The 15,932-nt window shown below is 72.6% G+C and carries 14 protein-coding genes; 13 read left to right on the forward strand and 1 reads right to left on the reverse strand.

All coding sequences use genetic code 11. The features are described 5' to 3' along the window. Positions 1-483: 483 nt before the first annotated feature. From OHB01_RS14120 to OHB01_RS14180, 13 genes are all read left to right on the forward strand, one after another. On the forward strand, positions 484-1,179 hold the full coding sequence (locus OHB01_RS14120) for a 4Fe-4S binding protein (protein WP_205831212.1): 696 nt from the start codon (positions 484-486) through the stop codon (positions 1,177-1,179). After that, entirely contained in the window at positions 1,176-1,715 is a 540-nt protein-coding gene (locus OHB01_RS14125; protein WP_142619755.1) for an NADH-quinone oxidoreductase subunit J, read from the forward strand. Before OHB01_RS14120 ends, OHB01_RS14125 begins: the two co-directional genes overlap by 4 nt. Before the next feature lie 53 nt (positions 1,716-1,768). Continuing rightward, the gene (nuoK, locus tag OHB01_RS14130) at positions 1,769-2,122 is read left to right on the forward strand and encodes an NADH-quinone oxidoreductase subunit NuoK (RefSeq protein ID WP_147942678.1); all 354 of its coding nucleotides are present in this window, start codon (positions 1,769-1,771) and stop codon (positions 2,120-2,122) included. Next, a complete protein-coding gene (locus OHB01_RS14135) occupies positions 2,119-4,044 on the forward strand; it encodes an NADH-quinone oxidoreductase subunit L (protein ID WP_147942679.1) in 1,926 nt (641 codons plus the stop codon). The genes nuoK and OHB01_RS14135 overlap by 4 nt, the downstream gene beginning before the upstream one ends. An 18-nt stretch (positions 4,045-4,062) precedes the next feature. Next, positions 4,063-4,281 carry a hypothetical protein gene (locus tag OHB01_RS14140; RefSeq protein WP_328855494.1) on the forward strand — a complete coding sequence of 73 codons (219 nt, stop codon included), beginning with the start codon at positions 4,063-4,065 and terminating at the stop codon, positions 4,279-4,281. Between the two features lie 4 nt (positions 4,282-4,285). Next, positions 4,286-5,953, forward strand: a complete 1,668-nt coding sequence (locus tag OHB01_RS14145) for an NADH-quinone oxidoreductase subunit M (RefSeq protein ID WP_328855495.1) — start codon at positions 4,286-4,288, stop codon at positions 5,951-5,953. Next, on the forward strand, positions 5,950-7,797 hold the full coding sequence (locus OHB01_RS14150; RefSeq protein ID WP_328855496.1) for an NADH-quinone oxidoreductase subunit N: 1,848 nt from the start codon (positions 5,950-5,952) through the stop codon (positions 7,795-7,797). The genes OHB01_RS14145 and OHB01_RS14150 overlap by 4 nt, the downstream gene beginning before the upstream one ends. Positions 7,798-7,964: 167 nt before the next feature. Further along, positions 7,965-8,813: a M48 family metalloprotease gene (locus tag OHB01_RS14155; RefSeq protein ID WP_142652288.1), complete on the forward strand. Its 849-nt coding sequence runs from the start codon at positions 7,965-7,967 to the stop codon at positions 8,811-8,813. 253 nt (positions 8,814-9,066) lie between these two features. After that, complete coding sequence (locus OHB01_RS14160) at positions 9,067-10,719, forward strand: ABC transporter substrate-binding protein (RefSeq protein WP_142652286.1); 1,653 nt, start codon at positions 9,067-9,069, stop codon at positions 10,717-10,719. After that, complete coding sequence (locus OHB01_RS14165; RefSeq protein ID WP_168066591.1) at positions 10,716-11,675, forward strand: ABC transporter permease; 960 nt, start codon at positions 10,716-10,718, stop codon at positions 11,673-11,675. Before OHB01_RS14160 ends, OHB01_RS14165 begins: the two co-directional genes overlap by 4 nt. Before the next feature lie 5 nt (positions 11,676-11,680). Further along, positions 11,681-12,511, forward strand: coding sequence for an ABC transporter permease (locus OHB01_RS14170; protein WP_328855497.1), 831 nt, complete (start codon positions 11,681-11,683; stop codon positions 12,509-12,511). Further along, positions 12,508-14,286: an ABC transporter ATP-binding protein gene (locus tag OHB01_RS14175; RefSeq protein ID WP_142652282.1), complete on the forward strand. Its 1,779-nt coding sequence runs from the start codon at positions 12,508-12,510 to the stop codon at positions 14,284-14,286. The genes OHB01_RS14170 and OHB01_RS14175 overlap by 4 nt, the downstream gene beginning before the upstream one ends. An 8-nt stretch (positions 14,287-14,294) precedes the next feature. Continuing rightward, positions 14,295-15,356: a peptidase C39 family protein gene (locus tag OHB01_RS14180; RefSeq protein ID WP_328855498.1), complete on the forward strand. Its 1,062-nt coding sequence runs from the start codon at positions 14,295-14,297 to the stop codon at positions 15,354-15,356. A gap of 4 nt (positions 15,357-15,360) precedes the next feature. Here OHB01_RS14180 and OHB01_RS14185 read toward each other — a convergent pair whose 3' ends face one another. Continuing rightward, positions 15,361-15,930 (reverse strand): helix-turn-helix domain-containing protein, encoded by a 570-nt coding sequence (locus tag OHB01_RS14185; RefSeq protein WP_142652278.1) that lies wholly within the window; start codon positions 15,928-15,930, stop codon positions 15,361-15,363. Between the last annotated feature and the right edge of the window lie 2 nt (positions 15,931-15,932).

Raw genomic sequence — 15,932 nt, forward strand, 5'->3', positions numbered from 1 at the left:
GCCCGGCCACTGCTGCCCGTACGGTCCCGGCCCCCGATGCCGGTACGGGTTCTGCGGCCCCTGCCCGTGCGGTCCCTGCGGCCCCTGCCCGTGTGGCCCGTGAGGACCCTGCCCGTGAGGACCCTGCCCGTGCGGTCCTTGCCCCTGTGGGCCCTGCCCCTGCGGCCCCTGTGGTCGGTACGGCGGTTCTTGTGGCCCCCGTGGTCCGTGTTGCGGCCCGTGTGGTCCTTGCGGTCCGGGTGGGTAACCTCCCGGCCCCCCATAGCCGTTCATGGTCCAGACGATACGTATTTGTCGGGGTCCGCGCTGCCCCCTTCTCCCCACATCCTGTGGACAACCCTGGGGATGACGGTGTGGACGATGTGGAAAACAGCCCGGACGGAGTCACGCGTTCACGCGCCGCCGATAGTGCGCGATGATGAGCAGGTGGCGCACATTCCAGGAGAAGGGCTGGCCAAGGGTTTGGCCGTGACCATGCGGCACATGCTGCGGAAGTCCGACACGCAGCAGTACCCGGAGGTCCACCCCGACCTGCCCGCCCGCAGCCGGGGCGTGATCGCCCTGGTCGAGGAGAACTGCACCGTCTGCATGCTCTGCGCCCGCGAGTGCCCCGACTGGTGCATCTACATCGACTCCCACAAGGAGACCCTGCCGGCGCCCGAGGGTGGCCGCCCGCGCGCCCGCAACGTGCTCGACCGCTTCGCGATCGACTTCTCGCTGTGCATGTACTGCGGCATCTGCATCGAGGTGTGCCCCTTCGACGCACTGTTCTGGTCGCCCGAGTTCGAGTACGCCGAGTACGACATCCGCGATCTTCTCCACGAGAAGGACAGGCTGGGCGAGTGGGCGGCCACCGTGCCGCCGCCACCGGCTCACGAGGTCGGCGCCGAGCCGCCGAAGGAACTGTCGGCCGCGTCCCGCCCGGCACCGGCCCGCCGTACGGCACCGCCCGCGCCGGCGAGGGGGCCCGCCGAGGGCACGTCAGCGGCCCAGGAGACCGCCCAGGAGACCGTGCGGGAACCGGCGGCGGAGCCCGCGAAGAGTGCGGAGAATCGCCCGCGTCGTGAGCCGCCCAGAGCCATGCGCGACATCCGCTCCATCCGGCCGCCGGGCTCGCTGCCCAAGAAGAACGGCCCGTCGTCACAGGAGAAGAAGGACGGGCCCGAGGGGGAGCGATGACCTCCCAGGCGCCGGGGTTGTGGCCGCCCTCGGGGCCTGAGATCGTCTTCCTGCTGCTCGGCGCCGTCGCCGTCGGCTCCGCCCTGCTGGTCGTCACGACCAGGCAGCTCGTTCACGCGGCGCTGTGGCTGGTCGTCTGCTTCGGCGCGCTCGCGGGCGGCTATCTGGTGCTGACCGCCGAGTTCGTCGCCTGGGTGCAGGTGCTGATCTACGTGGGCGCGGTCGTGGTGCTGCTGCTGTTCGGGATCATGCTGACCCGCGCGCCCATCGGGCCCTCGGCCGGCCTCGACTCCGGCAACCGGTGGGCCGCCGCGCTGGTCGCCGTCGCGACCGCCGCCGTGCTCGTCACCGTGGTGATCACCGGCTTCCGCTCGGCGTACGCACCGCTCCAGCCCGGGCAGGGGGCGGCCGAACCCCTGGGAGCGAGCGTCTTCCGCACCTGGGTGCTGCCGTTCGAGGCGCTGTCGGTGCTCCTGCTCGCCGCGCTGATCGGCGCGATCGTCCTGTCCCGTACGGACATCAGGGGGCGGGAATGACCCGGTTATCGGCCTTATCGAGCAGCCTGACGGCCCGGAGGCGGTGAGCGAGGATGCACGTCGTCTACCCGGTGGTGATCTCCGCCCTGTTGTTCTCCATCGGTGTGTACGGCGTGCTGGCCCGGCGCAACGCGATCCTCGTGCTGATGTCGGTCGAGCTGATGCTCAACGCGGTCAACCTCAACCTGGTGGCCTTCGATGTCTGGCTCAGGGACCGCCTGCACGGCGGACAGGTGCTGACGCTGTTCGTCATCGTGATCGCCGCGGCCGAGGTGGGCCTGGGGCTGGCGATCGTGCTGGCCGTCTTCCGTACCCGCCGGACCGTCGACGTCGACCGGTTGCGGGCGCTCGCCGAAGTCGTACGCGCGCCCGGCCCGGGGCGTCCGGATGAGGAGGACGCCTCGTGATCGTCGTCGTGGCTCTCATCGTCCTGCTGCCGTTCGCCGCCGCCGCGGCGGGGCTGCTGGCGACCCGCCTCGGCACCCGGAACCTGGGCGCCCGCGCGGAACGGGTGGCATACCGGCGGGCGGCCTGGTTCGCGATCGCCCCGGGCGCGGTGTCGGCGGCGCTGACGGTGTGGCTCGCCGCCGCCCTCGCGGGGAGAACGGGCGCGTCGGAAGGGCGCTTCTGGTCGGAACTGCTGCCCGGCCGGGTCGAGGGCACGCTGACGGTGGTCGAGACGGGGTCGGTGCCGATCTCCCTGACTCTGCGGGCCGACGGATTGTCAGTGCTCGCGGGCATCCTGGTCGTCGTGGTCGCGCTGGCGGTGCAGGTCTACTCGGTCGGGTACATGCGGGACGAACCCCGCTACCCGTCCTACAGCGCGTTCGTCAGCCTGTTCACCAGCGCCATGCTGCTGGTCGTCTACGCGGGGGACCTGATCGTCCTCTACGTCGGCTGGGAGGTCATGGGCCTGTGCTCCTACCTGCTCATCGGGCACTGGTGGGAAGACCGGGCCAACTCCCGGGCGGCGGTGAAGGCGTTCCTGGTCACCCGGCTCGGCGACGTCGGCTTCCTGTTCGGGATCTTCGTCCTCGGCACGGCGGCGGGCGGCTTCCGGATCGACGACGTGCTGCGCGCCGACATTCCCCAGGGCACGCTCATCGCCGCGACGCTGCTGCTGCTCGCCGGGGTCGCGGGCAAGAGCGCGCAGGCGCCGCTGCATACCTGGCTGCCCGACGCGATGGCCGGTCCCACCCCGATCAGCGCGCTCATCCACGCGGCCACGATGGTGGCGGCCGGGATCTTCGTCGTCGCCCGGCTCTATCCCGCCTTCCTCGCGGCGCCGCCCACGCTCGACGTGCTGGGCGTGGTCGCCGCCGTCGGCATGCTGGGCGCCGCCCTCGCCGCGCTCGCGCAGGACGACCTCAAGCGCGTGCTGGCCTACTCGACGATCAGCCAGCTCGCCTACATGGCCGCGGCGCTGGCCGCCGGGTCCGACCGGGCGGCGATGTTCCACCTGGTGTCGCACGGCGCGTTCAAAGCCCTGCTGTTCCTCTGCGCGGGCCTGGTGATCCACCACGTCGGGTCGAACCTGATCAGCCACATGGGCGGGCTGCGCCGCGCTCTTCCCGTGACGTTCTGGACGATGACCATCGGTTTCGCCGCGCTCGCCGGGCTGCCGCCCGCGAGCGGGTTCTTCAGCAAGGACGCGGTGCTCTCGGCCGTCGAGCACGGGACGGGACCGGCCCAGCCGTTCGCGTACGCGTCGGCGCTGCTGACCGTGGGGGTGACCGGGGCGTACGCCGCCCGGGCCTGGCTGCGCACGTTCTTCGGGCCCGCCCGGGTCGAGCCGCTCGCGGAGCCGTCGCCCGGTGTCGCCCACGTCTTCGACGGCCGGGAGGCGCCCCGGTCGATGCTGTGGCCGGCCGGTGTGCTGGCCGTGCCCGCCCTGCTGCTCGGCCTCGCCGGATCGGTGGCCGGGTCGGCGACCGGGTCGGCGACCGGAGTGGAGGTCGAGTGGGGGCCGGCGGCCGTCAGCCTCGCCGTCGCGCTGCTCGGCGCCGGGATCGTGTACGCCCTGTGGCGGGCCGCGCCCGAACAGGATCCGGCCCGGCTGCTCGGGCCGTTCCGGGTGCCGTGCGAGCGGGCCTTCTACGTGGACGCCGCGTACGCGGCACTGGTCGCCCGGCCCGTCCTGCGCCTGGCCAGGGTGGTGGTCCGTACGGACACACGGGTGGTGGACGGCGCGGTCCGCGGCTCCGGCCGGGCGACGCTCGGCCTGTCCGGCCTGGTGCGGCTCGCCCAGAACGGCAACGCACAGCTCTACGTCACCGGCCTGTTCGCCGGGCTCGTACTGATCGCGGTCGCGGCGGTGGTGCTGACATGACGCGGCGGATTCGAAACGGTGGCGCGCAGCTTCTTCGCGGTCACGCGCCGGCTCGGACACGCGGCGCGTGGCTTCTCCACGGCGGTGCGTGGCTTCTCCAGGGCGGTGCGTGGCTTCCCCACGGCGGTGCGTGGCTTCTCCAGGGTGGCGCGCGGCTTGGGAACGGCGACGCAGGGCTTCCTGGCGGTGGCGCGTGGCTTCCCCGTGGTGGTGACACCGTGGTGGCGTTGGCGGTGACGACGTGAGCTGGTTGCCGATCGCACTCGTGGCCGTCCCCCTGCTGGGCGCCCTCGCCGCCTTCGTGCGGGCCGTACGGGACAGTGCGGTGGCCTGGGGGATCGCCGTCTCGGCGGCGGTGCTGGTCCTCGCCGCAGCGCTCGCCGCGGTCTTCGACTACGCCCGCCCCGCCGAGATGCAACTGCAGACCGATCAGCCCTGGATCCCCGGCCTCGGCCTGCGGTTCCACCTGGGCGTGGACGGCGTCTCGCTGCCGCTCGTCGTGCTGACCGCGCTGCTCACGTTCCTGTGCTTCGTCCACCTCACGGGGCATCCGCCGGAGGGCGGCCGGACGGGTGGGCTGGTCGTCACGCTGCTCGTGCTCGAAGTCGGCATGCTCGGCACGTTCCTCGCCCTCGACCTGCTGCTGTTCTTCGTGTTCTTCGAGGTCGTGCTGGTCCCGATGTATTTCGTGATCGCCCTGTGGGGCGGCGCGGGCAGGCGGGTGGCGGCCGTGAAGTTCATCCTCTACACGCTGCTCGGCAGCGCGGTCCTTCTCATCGGCCTGCTCGTCGTCTGGACCCAGGCCGGCACGCTCGACATGGTCGCGCTGGCCGACCGCCACGGCTCGGGCATCGCCCGGTCGGCCCAGATTCTCGCGTTCCTCGCCATCGGTCTCGGCCTGGCGGTGAAGACGCCCATGTGGCCGCTGCACACCTGGCTGCCCGACGCGCACACCGAGGCGCCGACCGTCGGCTCGGTGCTGCTCGCGGGCGTGCTGCTCAAGATGGGTTCGTACGGCTTCGCCAGGATCGCGATCCCGGTGCTTCCCGAGGGCGCGGCGGCCCTGGCACCCTGGCTAGGCGCGTTCGCCGTGGCCGGCATCGCGTACGGATCGCTCGCCTGCCTCGCCCAGCGCGATCTCAAACGAATGATCGCCTACTCGTCCGTCGGCCACATGGGCTTCGTGCTGCTCGGATTCGCCTCGCTCACGCCGGTGGGCATGAACGGCGCACTGTTCGCCAACGTCGCCCACGGGCTGATCACCGGCCTGCTGTTCTTCCTCGCAGGAGCGGTCAAGGAGCGGTACGGCACGGCCGACATGGTCCGGCTCGGCGGCGGGATGCTGCGCCGCCTGCCGTACGTCGGGTCGCTGCTGACCTTCGCCTGCGTCGCCTCGCTGGGCCTGCCCGGCCTCGCCGGGTTCTGGGGGGAGATGCTCGCGCTGCTCGGCGCGTTCCGCCCGGCCGCAGGGCTCTCCCGGCCACCGTTCCTCGTGTTCATGGCCGTCGGAGGGCTCGGCACGGTGCTCACCGCGGCCTACTTCCTGGTCATGCTCTCGCGGGTGACGCACGGCCGGGCGGTCGAAACCGTCTCGCCCGCCGCGCCTCTCCAACCCGCGCCTCTCGAACCCGCGCCTCTCGAACCCGCGCCTCTCGAACCTGCCGGGCCACTCGAATCGGCGCGGCCGGGTGCGACGGGTGCCGCAGGGGCGGCGGTCGGGGTGGACACTCGCGACGGGGCCGAGCCGGGCCAGGGGCGGCGGCGCTTCCGGGACGCCACGACCCACGAACTGGCCGCATGGCTTCCGCTGGTTGCGCTGATCATGCTGTTCGGCCTGTGGCCGAAGGCGCTGCTCGCCGTCACCACGCCCGCCGTGCAGTCGCTCCTCGGATCGGGGGCGGCTCCATGACGGGCGGCTCCATGACGGGCGGTGGCGTGTTGGGCGGCGTGTTCGGCGGTGGTGTGATGGACGGCGGCGTGATCCAGTCCATCGACTACGCCGCCGTTGCGGCGCCGCTGATCCTCGCGCTGGTGGCCGGGCTCGTGCTGCTGCTCGACGCGTTCCTGCCGGCCCGCCCCGGCGGGGCGCGGGTGCTCGGTCTCGTCACACTCGGCGGCATGGTCGCCGCCCTGGCGGTCGTGGCCGTTCAGGCCGCGAGCGGCGGCGCCCGGCGCACGTTCTGCGTCCCCGCCTCGCTCGGCGGGGCGTCCGCCCTGGGCCAGCCCGCGACGGGCCAGCCCGTGGCAGGCATGGCCGCAACGGGCCGGATCGCAGCGGGTCAGGCCGCCACGGACCAGATCGCAATGGGTCAATCCGCGCTGGGTCAATCCGCGCTGGGTCAGTCCGCGGCAGGTCAGGCCGCCATGGGCCGGGGCGTTGCGGCGTCGTGCTCGCTCGTTGCGGACCGCTTCTCCCTGCTCATCGCGGCGGTCGTGCTGGCGGCCGGGGTGGTCGTCGTGCTGCTGTCGATGACGGAGATCGCCACGGCACGCGACGCCGGGTCCGATAAGCGTGTCCCGGCGGGGGAGTGGCACTTCCTGCTCCTGGCCACGCTGACCGGGGCGGTGCTGCTGCCGGCCTCTCGCGATCTCATCATGCTGGTCGTGTCGCTGGAGCTGGTCTCGCTGCCGGTCTTCGCGCTGACCGCACTCAGACGCCACGACGGACGCGCCGCAGAGGCGGCCCTCAAGCTCTTCCTGGTCTCGGTGGTCTCCACCGCGATCACGCTTTTCGGCGTCTCGCTCCTCTACGGGGTGACCGGCTCGGTCCACCTCGACCGGATCGACGCCGCGCTGCGGACGGCGGGCGGCATGACCGGAGGCGCGGCCGGGGGAGTGACCGGGGACTCTATTGGGGACTCGATTGGGGACACAGCGGGAGACCTGGCCGGGGCCGCCGCCGGAGGAACCGCCGGGGACATGGCCCGGGTCGCGGTGGTGGCGATCGTGCTGGTGGCGGCGGGCTTCGCCTTCAAGATCGCCGCGGTGCCGTTCCACTTCTGGGCAGGAGACGTCTATCAGGGCGCCCCGGTCCCGGTCGCGGCGCTGCTGTCGGTGGTGTCCAAGGCGTCGGGCTTCGCCGGGCTGATCCTGCTGCTGACGTACGCGCTGCCGGGAAGGGCGGCGGTGTGGGCGCCGGGAGTGGCGGTCGTCGCCGCGCTGACGATGACGGCGGGCAACGTCCTCGCGATGCGGCAGCGTGCCGCCGTCCGGCTGCTGGCCTGGTCGTCGGTGGCGCAGTCGGGCTACATCCTCGCGCCGCTGGCCGTCTACGCCGTCGCCCCTCGCGCGGCGGTCGGCGCGTCGGTCGCCTATCTCGTCTTCTACGCCGCGATGAACCTGATCGCCTTCGCGGTGGTCCTGCTGGTGGCGCGGCTGCCCGGAGGCCAGGACCTGGAGGCATATCGGGGGCTGGCGCTGCGGAGCCCGGCGGCCGGGCTGTCCCTCGCCTTCGCCCTCGTCTGCCTGGCCGGGCTGCCGCCCGGGCTCGCCGGTCTGTTCGCGAAGATCGTCGTCTTCCGGGCGGTGGTGGACGGCGGGCTCGGCTGGCTGGCCCTCGTCATGGCGGCCAACACGGTGGTCGGGCTCTACTACTACATCGCCTGGACCGCCCGGCTGTTCGCGCCGCCCGCGGCGGGCGAGAGCCGTACGGTCTCGGCGAGGGCGGCGGCGGGTGCCGCGGTCGCCGTCACGGTCGCCGTCACCGTGGTCTTCTCCGTAGCCCCGCAGGTGGTGCTGTCCGTCACAGGGTGAGGCGCGTCACGGGGAACGTTCGTCCTGGCCGTGCGCGTTGGTAGGGCTGGACGCCCGAGCCGGACGTTCCGGCCCGACCCCGCGCTGGACACACCGAGCTGGACACACCGAGCCGGACGCCCGAGCCGGACGCCCGAGCCGGCCACACCGAACCGGGAGGAGGAGGCGTGCACCACAACCGCCTGCGCACCGCGGTCCTGCTGGGGACGCTGTCCGCGTCGCTCCTGGTCATCGGGGCCTGGCTGGGAGGCGGCATGGGCGTCCGGATCGCGTTCGTGGCCGCCCTCGTGGTCTGCGGCGTCGCCTACTTCTGCGCCGACAGGATCGCGCTGTCGGCCATGCGGGCCCGGCCCGTGGCGGAGGTGGAACAGCCGGCTCTCTATCGCGTCGTCCGCGAGCTGTGCACCGAGGCCCGCGCGCCGATGCCCCGCCTGTACGTGTCCCCGACGATGCAGCCCAACGCGTTCGCGACCGGGCGCAACCCGCGTGACGGCGTGGTGTGCGTGACACACGGCCTGCTCGGGCTGCTGGACGAGCGCGAGCTCAAGGGCGTGCTCGGCCACGAGCTGTCGCACATCCACAACCGCGACATCCTGATCTCCTCGGTCGCGGGTGCGCTCGCGACGATGATCACCTACTTCGGGTACGCCGGCCTGTTCTTCGGCTCGGACGACGACGAGGGCCCGGGGTTCCTCGGCGCCATCCTCGTGGTGATCCTCGGCCCGGTCGCGGCCACGATGATCCAGATGGCGATCGCGCGTTCCCGGGAGTTCGCGGCCGACGACGCGGGCGCACGGCTGACCGGCGACCCGCTGGCCCTCGCCTCCGCGCTCCGCAAGATCGAGATGGAGGTCCGCAGGCTGCCGCTCCCGGAGAACGGCAGGCTCGCCTCCGCCGGTCACATGATGATCGTCAATCCGTTCCGGGGCACCCGGATCGGCCGGCTGTTCGCCACCCACCCGCCGGTCGCCGAGCGGATCGCACGTCTGGAGCGGATGGCCGGCTACCGCCGCTGACACGAGCGAGCCATCCGTAACGCCGGGCGGCACCGCGGGGGGCTCGGCAGCGCGGAGCGGACGGTGGCGGGACGACGCCGTGGTAGTGAAGGTGCGCCGTGCGACGAGGAAGTTCCGCCACGACGAGGCCACGGCAAGATCTCTACACATTTGGTCGGGAAAAGGATGGAAGATCCGGCATTCCGTGGTGTTTACTGCTCCTATCCATTTGGGGCTAACTGGTAGACAAGCCAGGTCATAGGGAAGGCGCGCCATGGCAGAAACGGACGAGCGCGGCGTCCATACCCGCCGGGGATTCCTCAGGACGACGGTCACCGGCATGACCATGCTCACGGCCGCGGCGTTGCTGGAGGCCTGCGGCGCGGCGCCGTCTCCGTCGGCCGGCTCGAAGGCGTCGAGCGGAAGCGCCGCCGCCGGCACGGACACCGGCAAGGAGATCGAGGTGCTCCGGGTGTCGCTTCCCGGCTCGCTGTCGAACCTGTATCCCGGGCAGGAGTCGGGCATTCTCAACTACTACGTGGCCGGGATCTGCATGGAGGGGCTCGTCGGCGTCGACACCACGGGGAAAATCGTTCCCGCCCTGGCATCGGGCTTCGAGCGGACGTCGCCCACCACCTACGTCTACCGGCTCCGTCCGGACGCCCGGTTCCACGACGGCACCCCGGTGACCGCCGATGACGTGCTGCACTCGATCGCGATGGCGAGGGACGCCAAGGTCTCGCCCGCCACGGCCGCCTACTGGGCCAACCTGAAGAAGGCCGAGAAGACCGGTGACGCCGAGATCACCCTGACCGTCAAGGCCGCCGACGAGGCGTTCGCCTGGCTGCCGTCCAACGCCGACGCCCTGTGGATCGCCCCCAAGGCTGCGTGGGAGCGCGCGAAGAGCGGGTTCGGCACCCCGCAGGCGCTCCCCGTCGGGTCCGGGCCGTACACGGTGACCGGGTTCGTCCCCGACTCCTACGTCGAGTTCTCCCGGGCGGACACCTGGCACGGAACCCGGCCGAAGATCGCGAAGATCCGGTTCGAGTTCGTGCCGGACGACAACACCCGCCTGCTGGCGTGGCAGGCCGGCAAAGCCGACATGGCGCTCAACGTGCCGCTGGCCCAGTCGCGTCAATGGGAGGGCGCCTCTGCCACCCGGGTGGTCTACGCGCCCGATCGCTCCTACGCCGGGCTGACCTTCAACACGAAGACCGCGCCGTTCGACGACGTGCACGTCCGCAGGGCGGTCGCTCACGCGGTGAACCGCCAGGCGATCGTCGACAAGATCCTGCGCGGGCATGGTCAGGTCGCCACGGCGCTGTCCACGCCCGAGCAGTTCGGCGGGCTCTGGACGCCGCAGGAGGCGGCGCAGCGGCTCGCCGCCATCCCCCAGTACGCGTACGACCTGGAGAAGGCGAAGCAGGAGCTGGCGCAGTCGAAGGTGCCGAACGGGTTCAGTGCGAGCCTGTCCTACCCGAACACCGGCCCGCACCTGGGGACGGCCGCGCAGGCGTTCGCCGCCGACCTGGCCAAGATCGGCATCACGCTGGAGGTGAAGGAACTGCCGATCGAGCAGTGGCTGGCGGAGCTCAACGAGTTCCCGCCGCTGAGCTACATGTGGTACTTCAACACCACCGGCGACCCCGGTGAGCTCGCGACCTGGTTCCTCGGCGAGGCCAACCCCGCCAAGTACGCCAACGACGCGATCGCCGCCACGATGGCGAAGGCCGCCGCCGAGGCCGACCCGGCGAAGCGGGCCGGACTGCTGATCGAGGCGCAGACCACGCAGGCCGCCGACCTCGCGTACCTGCCGCTGTGGTGGGGCCAGGCGGCGACCGCGTTCGGCAGTGCGATCGGCGTCAGGGACTACACCTCCTACACCCTGCTGGCGGACTGGCCGCAGCAGGTCTACGCGGCGAAGTGAACCGCGCCGCCCTCGCCTTCGCGCTGCGCCGGGCCGCCGCCACGTTCGCGCTGCTGCTCGCGCTGTCGCTGCTGGTCTTCGCGCTGCTGTATCTCGCCCCCGGCGACGTCGCCCGCAACCTGCTGGGCACCCGCAACGTCACGCCGGAGGCCCTGGCCGGGATCCGCGCGCTGCACCACCTGGACGAGCCGTTCCTCGCGCAGTACTGGTGGTGGCTGTCCCACGCGATGACCGGCGACTTCGGCACGTCCATCCGTACGGGAGGGCAGGTCGGGCCGCTGCTGCTCGACCGGACCGGCATCACGGCGGCCACGGCCGGGCTGGCGTTCCTGCTGTCGGTCCTGGCCGGCGTCCCGGCCGGGATCGCCACCGCCGTACGCCGCGGGCGGCCGCTCGACCGGATGCTCGTGGCGGCTTCGGTCGTCGGCGTCAGCGCGCCCGGCTTCGCGGTCGGCCTGATCCTGCTGTACGTCTTCGCCCTGGGACTGGGCTGGTTTCCCGTCTACGGCACCGGCGAGGGGTTCCTCGACTCCCTCTGGCATCTCGTCCTCCCGGCGGTGGCGCTGGCGTTCGGGCTCGGCGCCTTCGTCGTGAAGCTGACCAGGGCGGCGGTCATCCGGGAGCTGGACCAGGACTACGTGACGTTCGCCCGGGCACGCGGCCTGTCCGAGCGACGGGTGCTGCGCCTCGTGCTGCGCAACGCGGCGATCCCCATCGTGACCAGCCTCGGCCTCATGGTGGCCTACCTGTTCGGCGGGACCGTGCTGATCGAGGTCACCTTCGCGCTGCCCGGCCTCGGCTCGCTGATGGAGGAGTCGGTGCTGTTCAAGGACATCCCGGTGGTGCAGGCGCTGACGCTCGTCGTCGCGCTGGTCGTGTCGGCGACCGCGCTCGCCGTGGACCTGTCCTACCTCGCGATCGACCCGCGCGTACGGGCCAGGGCGGTGCGGCGATGAGACCGATGAAGGCAAGGACGAAGAGCCGGCCGCCGGTGGTGGCGATCCTGTCCGCCGTCGTGCTCGCGGCCGTCGCGGTGTGCGCGGTGGGCCGGGAACTGCTCGCGCCGCACGCTCTCGACCAGGACGTTTACCTGGGCGTGGTCGGCGCGGGCGTCGAGGGCCACCTGTTCGGCACCGACCAGCTCGGCCGAGACATCCTGCAGCTGTCGCTCGCGGGCGCCCGCTCGGCTCTGGCCGGTCCGATCGTGGTCGCCGTGGGCTCGATGGTGATCGGGGTCCTGCTCGGGACCTTCGCGGGCTACCGGGGCGGGGTCGTGGACATGCTGGCCGGGCGCTACGCCGACCTGCTGCTGGCGCTGCCGTCCGTGCTGCTGGCCATCGTGGTCGCCGGACTCGTGGGGCGCGGCTACTGGATCACGGTCGCCGTGCTGATCGTGCTGTTCTCGCCGTCCGACGTGCGGCTCGTACGGGGCGCGGTGATGGAGCAGACACCCCGGCCGTACATCGAGTCGGCCAGGATCCTCGGCATCCGGCCGATGCGGATCATGTTCCGGCACATCGCGCCCAACATCGTGCCGATCGTGGTGGCCAACCTCCTGCTCAACGTGGCGTTCGCGCTGGTCGCGCTGTCATCGCTGTCGTATCTCGGGCTCGGCGTGCCGCCTGGGGCACCGGACTGGGGACGCCAGCTCGCCGACGGGCGCGCGTTGCTGGGCGACAATCCGCTGGCGGCGGTCGTGCCCGGTGTGCTGATCATCCTCACCGCCACGGCGGTGAACCTGCTCGGCGACTGGCTGTCCGAGCTGCTCGACCGCAGGGTGGTGGCCCGATGACACACGACCAGGTGACTCCGCTGCTCGACGCCCGCGACGTACGGGTGACCTCGGCGGCCGGCGTCCTCGTCGCGGGAGTCGACCTGACGGTGGCGCCGGGGGAGACGGTGGCGATCGTCGGCGAGTCCGGCTCGGGCAAGTCGATGACCGCCAGAGCGCTGACCGGCCTGCTGCCCGAGGGCGTGCACGCCACCGGACGGCTGGAGCTGTCCGGGCAGGCGTACGACCTGGCCGGGCGCACGCCCTGGCAGCGCATCAGGGGCTCGGAAATCGCGCTGCTGCTCCAGGACCCGTTCACCTCGCTCTCGCCGGTGCACCGCTGCGGCGAGCAGATCGGCTGGGCGCTGCCGCGCGCCGGCCGCGCCGCCGGAGTCGCCCGCCTGCTGGCCGAGGTGGGGCTGCCCGCCGAGACCGCCGGACGCTATCCCTTCCAGCTCTCCGGCGGGATGCGCCAGCGGGTGGCGATCGCCGCCGCGCTGGCCGCCGGTCCCGGCCTGCTGATCGCGGACGAGCCGACCACCGCCCTCGACGTGACGACCCAGCACGAGGTCCTGGAACTCGTCGCCGGGCTGCAGCGGGCGCGCCGGATGGGCCTCATCCTGATCACCCACGACCTGCGGCTCGCCCGGGCCAGGGCCGACCGGATCATGGTGATGTACGCCGGGCGGCTCGCCGAGGAGGGCCCGGCGGCCGACGTGATGGACCGGCCCGCGCACCCCTACACGGCCCGGCTGGCGGCCTGCGATCCGCCCGTCACCCACCGCCTGCCGGCGCTGCCGACGATCCCCGGCTCGGTGCCCCGGCCGTACGCGGTGAGCGGCGCCTGCGCGTTCGCGGACCGGTGTGATCTGGCGGCCGAGGCGTGCCGTACGGCCGAGCCGGCCCTGGCGGAGGTCGCCCATGGGCCGGGAAACAGCCGGCACCGGGTGGCGTGCGTGCGGCCCTCGGACGTGCGCCCGGTCGCCGTGTCCCTTCCCGCCGTGCCCCTGCCCGCCGTGCCCCTTCGTGAGGCTCCTCTCGCCGCGGCCGTTTCTCCGGAGGCGGGCCCGTCGTCCGCGCTGCTGACCGTACGCGGGCTGACCAAACGGTTCCCCGGTTCGGCGGCGCCGGCGCTCGACGGGGTCGACCTGGAGGTCGCGGCGGGGGAAGCGGTCGCGGTCGTCGGCGAGTCCGGCTCCGGGAAGACCACCCTCGCGCGGTGCGTGGTCGGCCTCGAACGGCCCGACGGAGGAAGCGTCGCGTTCGCCGGCCAGGCCACCGGCCCGAGGCGGGTGCAGTACGTGTTCCAGGACCCGTACTCGGCGCTGAACCCCGGCCTCACCGTCGGCGCCTCGTTGGCCGAGGCGCTCAGGGCGGCGGGCCGTCCTCGGTCGGAGGTGTCCGGCCTGCTCGATCTTGTCGGCCTGCCCGCGGCGTACGCCCGGCGCAGGCCCCGAGCGCTGTCCGGTGGTGAGCGTCAGCGCGTGGCGATCGCACGGGCACTCGCACCCGGAGCCGAGGTGCTGGTCTGCGACGAGCCCGTCTCCGCGCTCGACGTCTCGGTCCAGGCCCAGGTGCTCAACCTGCTGTCGGACCTGCGCCGCGACCTGGGCCTGACCCTGCTGTTCATCACCCACGACCTGGCCGTCGCGCGGCAGGTCGCCGACCGCGTGTACGTCATGCACCGCGGCCGGGTCGTCGAGGCCGGGCCGGTCGGCGACGTGCTCGGCGCCCCGGCCCACGAGTACACCCAACGGCTGCTGGCGTCCGTGCCGGCGGCGACCCGAGCGGAGTGAAGATCCTGATGACCGACCTACGCGTCGACGTGCTGCCCGTGACAGGGGACGTGGCCTCCGTCGCCGACGGACTCGACGCCGTGCCCGCCGGCCTGCTGAGCCGCTGGCGGCTCGCCGGCGGCGTGCAGGTGCGCACGCTCGTCACGGCCCGTACGCAGGACGGGACGCTGACCGGGGCCGCGTTCGAGGTGCACAGGCCGCTCACCGCGTACCGGAAGATCGTGGACGTGTGGGCGGACGATGACGCGGTCGCCGACGCGCTCGTCCGCGTGATCGAGGAGCGCGCCTGGCGAGAGGGCGCGGTGGCGGTCAAGCGCTGGTTCGCGGCGCGGGATGCCGCATGGGAACGCTCGCTGGGCCGGGGTTACCGGGAGGTACCGGTGCCCACCTGGGCGGGCCCGGTCGTCGGCCGCGCGGAAACGGGTCATGGTCAGGTGCGCTGGCGCGAGCGGCCGCCCGCGCGGGCGGTGCCGTACATGCGCCAGACCACCGACTTCACCTGCGGGCCGGTGGCGCTGCAGATGGCCCTGGCCGGGCTGGGGCTGGGGGGCGAGCCCTCCCGGGAAGAGGAGCTGCGGCTGTGGCGCGAGGCGACCACGGTGGCCGGCTGCGACCCCCTGGGCCTCGCGCTCGCTGCCGCGGGCCGGGGCGTCACCCCGGAGGTGCTGCTGTCCACCGAGGCCCCGACCCTGCTGGAGCTGTGCGATACGGACGAGGAGCGCGAGCTGCGGCGCTTCATCCAGACGGGATTCCGCGCCGAGCTGTCCCGCCGGGGCATCGGCGTGGAGACCGTCGCCTTCGACCTCGACCGGCTCCGCGCGGTGGTCGGGGGCGGCGGGATGGCGCTCGTGCTGATCGAGCAGCTTGGCATGCACGAAGAAAGCTGCCCGCACTGGATCGCCGTCCACGGTGTGGACGGAGACGTCTTCCACGTCAACGATCCCTGGACGGACGCCCACCTGGGTGAGACCTACCTCGACGCGCTCGACCTGCCGCTGCCCGCCGCGACGCTGGACCGGCTCGCCTGGTATGGCCGGCCGAGCTACCGGAGCATGATCGCGCTCAGGTGAGCCGTCAGTCGAAGGGCATGGAGACGAGCGTCAGCAGCCGGGCCGGCTCCGCACCTGTCCGGTAGCCGTGCTCGGCCTCGGCCGAGAACCGCACGGCGTCCCCTGCCTCAAGACTGACTTCGTACGTGGCGACCTCCAGGGTCACGGACCCGGACAGGACGTAGGCGAACTCCTCCGACCCCCGCCCGTGCGGCGCGCTCTCGTGGGCGTGCTCTGGTGGCAGCGGCGTTTCGTACAGCTCGAAGTGCCGCCGATCGAGGGAGCTGAGCAGGGTGCGCGCCGCGCCGTCGCCGGCGCGGCGCAGCACCTGCGGTTCGTACAGTGGCGTCCTGGTGATGTCGGAGAAGGACAGGTCGAGCGCCTCGGCTAACCCCGCCAGCACCTCGACCGTGGGGTTGGCCAGGCCGCGCTCGATCTGCGACAGCAGCGCCTTGCTGAAGCCGGAGCGGTCCGCCAGGTCACGGATGCTGAGCCCACGCGTGTGCCGCGCGTGCCGCACGTTGCTCGCGATCGCCGCCCGCACCTGCTCCGAGAGCGCGCCCACCCGCCCATCACCCCCCTCGAAGTACGCCATTG

It is taken from the genome of Microbispora hainanensis, assembly GCF_036186745.1.
Classification (GTDB): domain Bacteria; phylum Actinomycetota; class Actinomycetes; order Streptosporangiales; family Streptosporangiaceae; genus Microbispora.

Excerpts from the sequence above, each read along its gene's own strand:
- OHB01_RS14125 (WP_142619755.1), top strand. The coding sequence starts at position 1,176 with ATGACCTCCCAGGCGCCGGGGTTGTGGCCGCCCTCGGGGCCTGAGATC.
- OHB01_RS14185 (WP_142652278.1), bottom strand. The coding sequence starts at position 15,930 with ATGGCGTACTTCGAGGGGGGTGATGGGCGGGTGGGCGCGCTCTCGGAG.
- OHB01_RS14180 (WP_328855498.1), top strand. The coding sequence starts at position 14,295 with ATGACCGACCTACGCGTCGACGTGCTGCCCGTGACAGGGGACGTGGCC.
- OHB01_RS14120 (WP_205831212.1), top strand. The coding sequence starts at position 484 with ATGCTGCGGAAGTCCGACACGCAGCAGTACCCGGAGGTCCACCCCGAC.
- nuoK (WP_147942678.1), top strand. The coding sequence starts at position 1,769 with ATGCACGTCGTCTACCCGGTGGTGATCTCCGCCCTGTTGTTCTCCATC.
- OHB01_RS14150 (WP_328855496.1), top strand. The coding sequence starts at position 5,950 with ATGACGGGCGGCTCCATGACGGGCGGTGGCGTGTTGGGCGGCGTGTTC.
- OHB01_RS14160 (WP_142652286.1), top strand. The coding sequence starts at position 9,067 with ATGGCAGAAACGGACGAGCGCGGCGTCCATACCCGCCGGGGATTCCTC.
- OHB01_RS14170 (WP_328855497.1), top strand. The coding sequence starts at position 11,681 with ATGAAGGCAAGGACGAAGAGCCGGCCGCCGGTGGTGGCGATCCTGTCC.
- OHB01_RS14175 (WP_142652282.1), top strand. The coding sequence starts at position 12,508 with ATGACACACGACCAGGTGACTCCGCTGCTCGACGCCCGCGACGTACGG.